This is a genomic window from Limnobacter sp. 130, from assembly GCF_902506325.1.
Lineage (GTDB): Bacteria > Pseudomonadota > Gammaproteobacteria > Burkholderiales > Burkholderiaceae_B > Limnobacter.
The window spans coordinates 1,815,787-1,822,080 of record NZ_LR732328.1; the positions used below are offsets into that span (position 1 = coordinate 1,815,787).

At 50.6% G+C, this 6,294-nt stretch carries 2 tRNA genes, 3 rRNA genes and 1 pseudogene; all 6 read right to left on the minus strand.

What is annotated here, in order from left to right:
* Positions 1 to 372: 372 nt before the first annotated feature.
* A pseudogene (locus tag FRIGORI9N_RS15460) lies at positions 373 to 477 on the minus strand (transposase domain-containing protein); the annotation flags it as partial.
* 47 nt (positions 478 to 524) lie between these two features.
* Positions 525 to 637: ribosomal RNA gene (gene rrf / locus FRIGORI9N_RS08615) — 5S ribosomal RNA — on the minus strand.
* Between the two features lie 244 nt (positions 638 to 881).
* A 23S ribosomal RNA gene (locus FRIGORI9N_RS08620) occupies positions 882 to 3,764 on the minus strand.
* Positions 3,765 to 4,196: 432 nt separating this feature from the next.
* Positions 4,197 to 4,272, minus strand: a tRNA-Ala gene (locus FRIGORI9N_RS08625).
* A 24-nt stretch (positions 4,273 to 4,296) separates the two neighbouring features.
* Positions 4,297 to 4,373: transfer RNA gene (locus tag FRIGORI9N_RS08630), tRNA-Ile, on the minus strand.
* Between the two features lie 164 nt (positions 4,374 to 4,537).
* A 16S ribosomal RNA gene (locus FRIGORI9N_RS08635) occupies positions 4,538 to 6,068 on the minus strand.
* Together the 16S, 23S and 5S rRNA genes with 2 tRNA genes alongside form the textbook arrangement of a ribosomal RNA operon.
* Positions 6,069 to 6,294: the final 226 nt, after the last annotated feature.

Below are 6,294 nucleotides of genomic sequence, written 5' to 3' on the forward strand. Positions count from 1 at the left end.
CCCTGAAGCTCAAAATGGATCTTTCGGTTTTGGCTCCGTAGTTAGGCACCAACCGGCGCGAAGCCCTCCATAAGGTGTTTTCTCCTTGTTGCGCAGACTGGTGATTCGTCGCAGCAAACGGGTTTGGGCACGGGGCAACACAAACATACTTGTGGCCCGAGGGAACACACAGCAGGGTCTTTGGGTACCATGCCTGCTAGTTACAAGTGATAGGTTGTATAGGAGTCGCTACACAACCACGTTTCGCCGCAATCGGCTTTTCAACTAAAACTGAAAAAATACGGTGGGTGTTATTTCAGAATTTAGTGATCATGTTCATGACGAGCTGGACATCCTCTTGTACTACGTAAGCCCCCAGCAAACCCGTCTTGATTAGTTCGCTGGTTTCCAGTTGTGCGGCAGCAATTCATTGATCCTGCTGTACGGCTGCGTGGGCAGGCGGTCCATCACATCCTTTAGATATTCCAGCGGGTAAATAAAAAACCCCGCCTCGTATTGAGAGCGGGGTTTTTTGGTATTGGAGAGCCTGACGATGTCCTACTTTCACATGCGAATGCACACTATCATCGGCGCTAAGGCGTTTCACGGTCCTGTTCGGGATGGGAAGGGGTGGTACCACCTTGCTATGGTCGTCAGGCAAAGAGGGTTGGCTGTAAGTGCGGTGCAAAGATTGCACTTACTTGTTAGCTAACCAGCGTTGCGGCTGATTGGCTCGATTCGGAACTGATGAGTTATCTCGATAGAAAGACTATCTTGTTGATGCGTGTTGCGGGTATATCTTTGTGCACAAACTACCTTGATTTTCATGGAGGCGCGAGCCTCCGGTAGATTTACTGTGTGTTGTTTCATGTGCGTATCTTATTAGCAAGGCTCAATGCTATAGAGCCAAGCCGCACGGGCAATTAGTACTGGTTAGCTTAATGCATTACTGCACTTCCACACCCAGCCTATCAACGTCGTGGTCTTCAACGGCCCTTCAGGAGGATCAAGTCCTCAGGGAAATCTTATCTTAAGGCAAGTTTCACGCTTAGATGCTTTCAGCGTTTATCTCTTCCGTATTTAGCTACCCGGCAATGCCACTGGCGTGACAACCGGTACACCAGAGATACGTCCATTCCGGTCCTCTCGTACTAGGAACAGCCCCCTTCAAATTTCCAACGCCCACGGCAGATAGGGACCAAACTGTCTCACGACGTTTTAAACCCAGCTCACGTACCTCTTTAAATGGCGAACAGCCATACCCTTGGGACCGGCTACAGCCCCAGGATGAGATGAGCCGACATCGAGGTGCCAAACACCGCCGTCGATGTGAACTCTTGGGCGGTATCAGCCTGTTATCCCCAGAGTACCTTTTATCCGTTGAGCGATGGCCCTTCCATACAGAACCACCGGATCACTATGTCCTGCTTTCGCACCTGCTCGACTTGTCAGTCTCGCAGTCAAGCACGCTTATGCCATTGCACTATCAGTACGATGTCCGACCGTACTTAGCGTACCTTCGAGCTCCTCCGTTACTCTTTAGGAGGAGACCGCCCCAGTCAAACTGCCCACCATGCACGGTCCCCGACCCAGATAATGGGTCAAGGTTAGAACCTCAAACAGATCAGGGTGGTATTTCAAGGTTGGCTCCACAAGAACTAGCGTTCCTGCTTCAAAGCCTCCCACCTATCCTACACAAACCGGTTCAAAGTCCAATGCAAAGCTACAGTAAAGGTTCATGGGGTCTTTCCGTCTAGCCGCGGGGAGATTGCATCATCACAAACACTTCAACTTCGCTGAGTCTCAGGAGGAGACAGTGTGGCCATCGTTACGCCATTCGTGCAGGTCGGAACTTACCCGACAAGGAATTTCGCTACCTTAGGACCGTTATAGTTACGGCCGCCGTTTACTGGGACTTCAGTCAAGAGCTTGCACCCCATCATTTAATCTTCCAGCACCGGGCAGGCGTCACTCCCTATACGTCCACTTTCGTGTTTGCAGAGAGCTGTGTTTTTATTAAACAGTCGCAGCCACCATTTTATTGCAACCCCTTCACCCTTCCATTGTTCATGGTCAAGCTACAAGGGCGTACCTTCTCCCGAAGTTACGGTACCAATTTGCCGAGTTCCTTCTCCTGAGTTCTCTCAAGCGCCTTAGAATACTCATCCCGCCCACCTGTGTCGGTTTGCGGTACGGTCAACGTGTAACTGAAGCTTAGAGGCTTTTCTTGGGACCACTTCCAATGGGTTCGTAGCCGTAGCTACTTCCCCCCACACCCTTGAGTATATGACAGCCGGATTTGCCTAACTGTCCTCTATGATGCAGGGACCAGGATATCCAACACCTGGACCACTTTCCACGATCCGTCCCCCCATCGCATTACACGTCGGTGCAGGAATATTAACCTGCTTCCCATCGACTACGCATTTCTGCCTCGCCTTAGGGGCCGACTAACCCTACGCCGATGAACGTTGCGTAGGAAACCTTGGGCTTACGGCGACAGAGCCTTTCACTCTGTTTATCGCTACTCATGTCAGCATTCGCACTTCTGATACCTCCAGCATGCTTTACAACACACCTTCGCAGGCTTACAGAACGCTCCCCTACCACATACACTTACGTGTACATCCGCAGCTTCGGTTATCTGCTTAGCCCCGTTACATCTTCCGCGCAGGACGACTCGATCAGTGAGCTATTACGCTTTCTTTAAAGGGTGGCTGCTTCTAAGCCAACCTCCTGACTGTTTTAGCCTTCCCACTTCGTTTTCCACTTAGCAGATATTAGGGACCTTAGCTGGCGGTCTGGGTTGTTTCCCTCTTGACACCGGACGTTAGCACCCGATGTCTGTCTCCCGAGATTGCACTTACAGGTATTCGGAGTTTGCCATGGTTTGGTAAGTCGCGATGACCCCCTAGCCATAACAGTGCTCTACCCCCTGTAGTGAGACTCGAGGCACTACCTAAATAGTTTTCGGGGAGAACCAGCTATTTCCAGATTTGTTTAGCCTTTCACCCCTATCCACAGCTCATCCCCTAACTTTTCAACGTTAGTGGGTTCGGTCCTCCAGTTGGTGTTACCCAACCTTCAACCTGGCCATGGATAGATCATCTGGTTTCGGGTCTACACCCAGCGACTAGACGCCCTATTCGGACTCGCTTTCGCTACGCCTTCCCTACTCGGTTAAGCTTGCCACTGAATGTAAGTCGCTGACCCATTATACAAAAGGTACGCCGTCACGGAACAAGTCCGCTCCGACTGTTTGTATGCACACGGTTTCAGGATCTATTTCACTCCCCTCCCGGGGTTCTTTTCGCCTTTCCCTCACGGTACTAGTTCACTATCGGTCAGTCATGAGTATTTAGCCTTGGAGGATGGTCCCCCCATGTTCAGACAGGGTTTCTCGTGCCCCGCCCTACTTGTCGTACGCCTAGTTCCACAATCGAGTTTTCACATACAGGGCTATCACCTTCTATGGCCGGACTTTCAAGACCGTTTTGTTAACTCAAATGCTAAATCGTACAGGCTGTTCCAATTTCGCTCGCCACTACTCTCGGAATCTCGGTTGATTTCTTTTCCTCTGGGTACTTAGATGTTTCAGTTCTCCAGGTTCGCCTCGCACAGCTATGTATTCACTGTGCGATACCCCTAAAAGGGTGGGTTTCCCCATTCGGACATCTACGGCTCAAAGCTTGTTTGCCAGCTCCCCGTAGCTTTTCGCAGGCTACCACGTCCTTCATCGCCTATGACTGCCAAGGCATCCACCATGTGCACTTATTCGCTTGACTCTATAGCGTTAAGCCCTGCTTCAAGTTACCCACCCGAAACAACACTGTAATCACCATAAAAAGCAAAGTAGTTTGTGTGTATTCTAAATTTCAAGCGCCGGTGCATATCAGGAACGATACACACCCACTTCTTGAGAAGAACGATGATGCAATCGCATCAATCAAAATAGCTACACCTTAAATTTTAAGGAGTATCTATCTCGATATCTCATCATTTCCAAATTGTTAAAGAACAAGTCCAAACCCCTTAAGGGCCTGGCGACTCTTACAGCCAAATGGATAAACACCGCAGTGCCAAGCACCGTGCGCTTATTCATTTGACCGCAAGGGCGATGCAACTTTTTGTTCGCATCACTTACTTGCCAACTTCGCTAACAGCCAATCTTATTTAAACACTCGATACAAAAACATCCCAAACACAGCACAAAAACTTGGTGGAGGTGAACGGGATCGAACCGATGACCCCCTGCTTGCAAAGCAGGTGCTCTCCCAGCTGAGCTACACCCCCAGGTGTTTGCACTACAATAACCAATGGTGGGTCTGGATGGGCTCGAACCATCGACCCCCGCCTTATCAAGACGGTGCTCTAACCAACTGAGCTACAGACCCCGAAAAACTTTTCAGCCCCAGGGCCCTGACCTCTAAACAATGCTCTCGCACCGCAATTAAAGGCCCTCTCTTTTTGCTGCTTGTATCTTGCGTCTAAACAAACCGATAAGTGTGAGCACTAAAACCAAACAAATTCAAGACTTGATCTACTTCTCTTTCTCTAGAAAGGAGGTGATCCAGCCGCACCTTCCGATACGGCTACCTTGTTACGACTTCACCCCAGTCATGAATCCTACCGTGGTGACCGTCCTCCTTGCGGTTAGACTAGCCACTTCTGGTAGAACCCACTCCCATGGTGTGACGGGCGGTGTGTACAAGACCCGGGAACGTATTCACCGCGGCATTCTGATCCGCGATTACTAGCGATTCCGACTTCACGCAGTCGAGTTGCAGACTGCGATCCGGACTACGATCGGTTTTCTGGGATTGGCTCCACCTCGCGGCTTGGCAACCCTCTGTACCGACCATTGTATGACGTGTGAAGCCCTACCCATAAGGGCCATGAGGACTTGACGTCATCCCCACCTTCCTCCGGTTTGTCACCGGCAGTCTCATTAGAGTGCCCTTTCGTAGCAACTAATGACAAGGGTTGCGCTCGTTGCGGGACTTAACCCAACATCTCACGACACGAGCTGACGACAGCCATGCAGCACCTGTGTGCAGGTTCTCTTTCGAGCACCAATCCATCTCTGGAAAGTTCCTGCCATGTCAAGGGTAGGTAAGGTTTTTCGCGTTGCATCGAATTAATCCACATCATCCACCGCTTGTGCGGGTCCCCGTCAATTCCTTTGAGTTTTAACCTTGCGGCCGTACTCCCCAGGCGGTCAACTTCACGCGTTAGCTACGTTACCAAGGAAGTAAATCCCCAACAACTAGTTGACATCGTTTAGGGCGTGGACTACCAGGGTATCTAATCCTGTTTGCTCCCCACGCTTTCGTGCATGAGCGTCAGTGTTATCCCAGGGGGCTGCCTTCGCCATTGGTGTTCCTCCACATATCTACGCATTTCACTGCTACACGTGGAATTCCACCCCCCTCTGACACACTCTAGTCGTGCAGTCACAAATGCAATTCCCAGGTTAAGCCCGGGGATTTCACACCTGTCTTACACAACCGCCTGCGCACGCTTTACGCCCAGTAATTCCGATTAACGCTTGCACCCTACGTATTACCGCGGCTGCTGGCACGTAGTTAGCCGGTGCTTATTCTTCAGGTACCGTCATCCCCCTAGGGTATTAGCCCAAAGGATTTCTTCCCTGACAAAAGTGCTTTACAACCCGAAGGCCTTCTTCGCACACGCGGCATTGCTGGATCAGGGTTTCCCCCATTGTCCAAAATTCCCCACTGCTGCCTCCCGTAGGAGTCTGGGCCGTGTCTCAGTCCCAGTGTGGCTGATCGTCCTCTCAGACCAGCTACTGATCGTCGCCTTGGTAGGCCTTTACCCTACCAACTAGCTAATCAGCCATCGGCCGCTCCAATAACGTGAGGCCTTGCGGTCCCCCACTTTCCCCCTCAGGGCGTATGCGGTATTAATCCGGCTTTCGCCGAGCTATCCCCCATTACTGGGCACGTTCCGATGTATTACTCACCCGTTCGCCACTCGTCAGCGGAGCAAGCTCCCTGTTACCGTTCGACTTGCATGTGTAAGGCATGCCGCCAGCGTTCAATCTGAGCCAGGATCAAACTCTTCAGTTTAATCTCTGCAAAATTTACTAAACTCGACGGAGTAGATGTTATTCAAACCTTGACGATTTGAACTTCACTTACTTTATTCCGTGAGCACTAACTCTGAATCGTGATTCAAAGTCATTCTTTTTGAGAAAAGAACAAACCTTAAACCCATCTGGTCAGTGCCCACACTTATCGGCTGTTAACTTGTTAAAGATCGCTTCGAAATTTCTGCTAACCTTGCTGCTCTTCA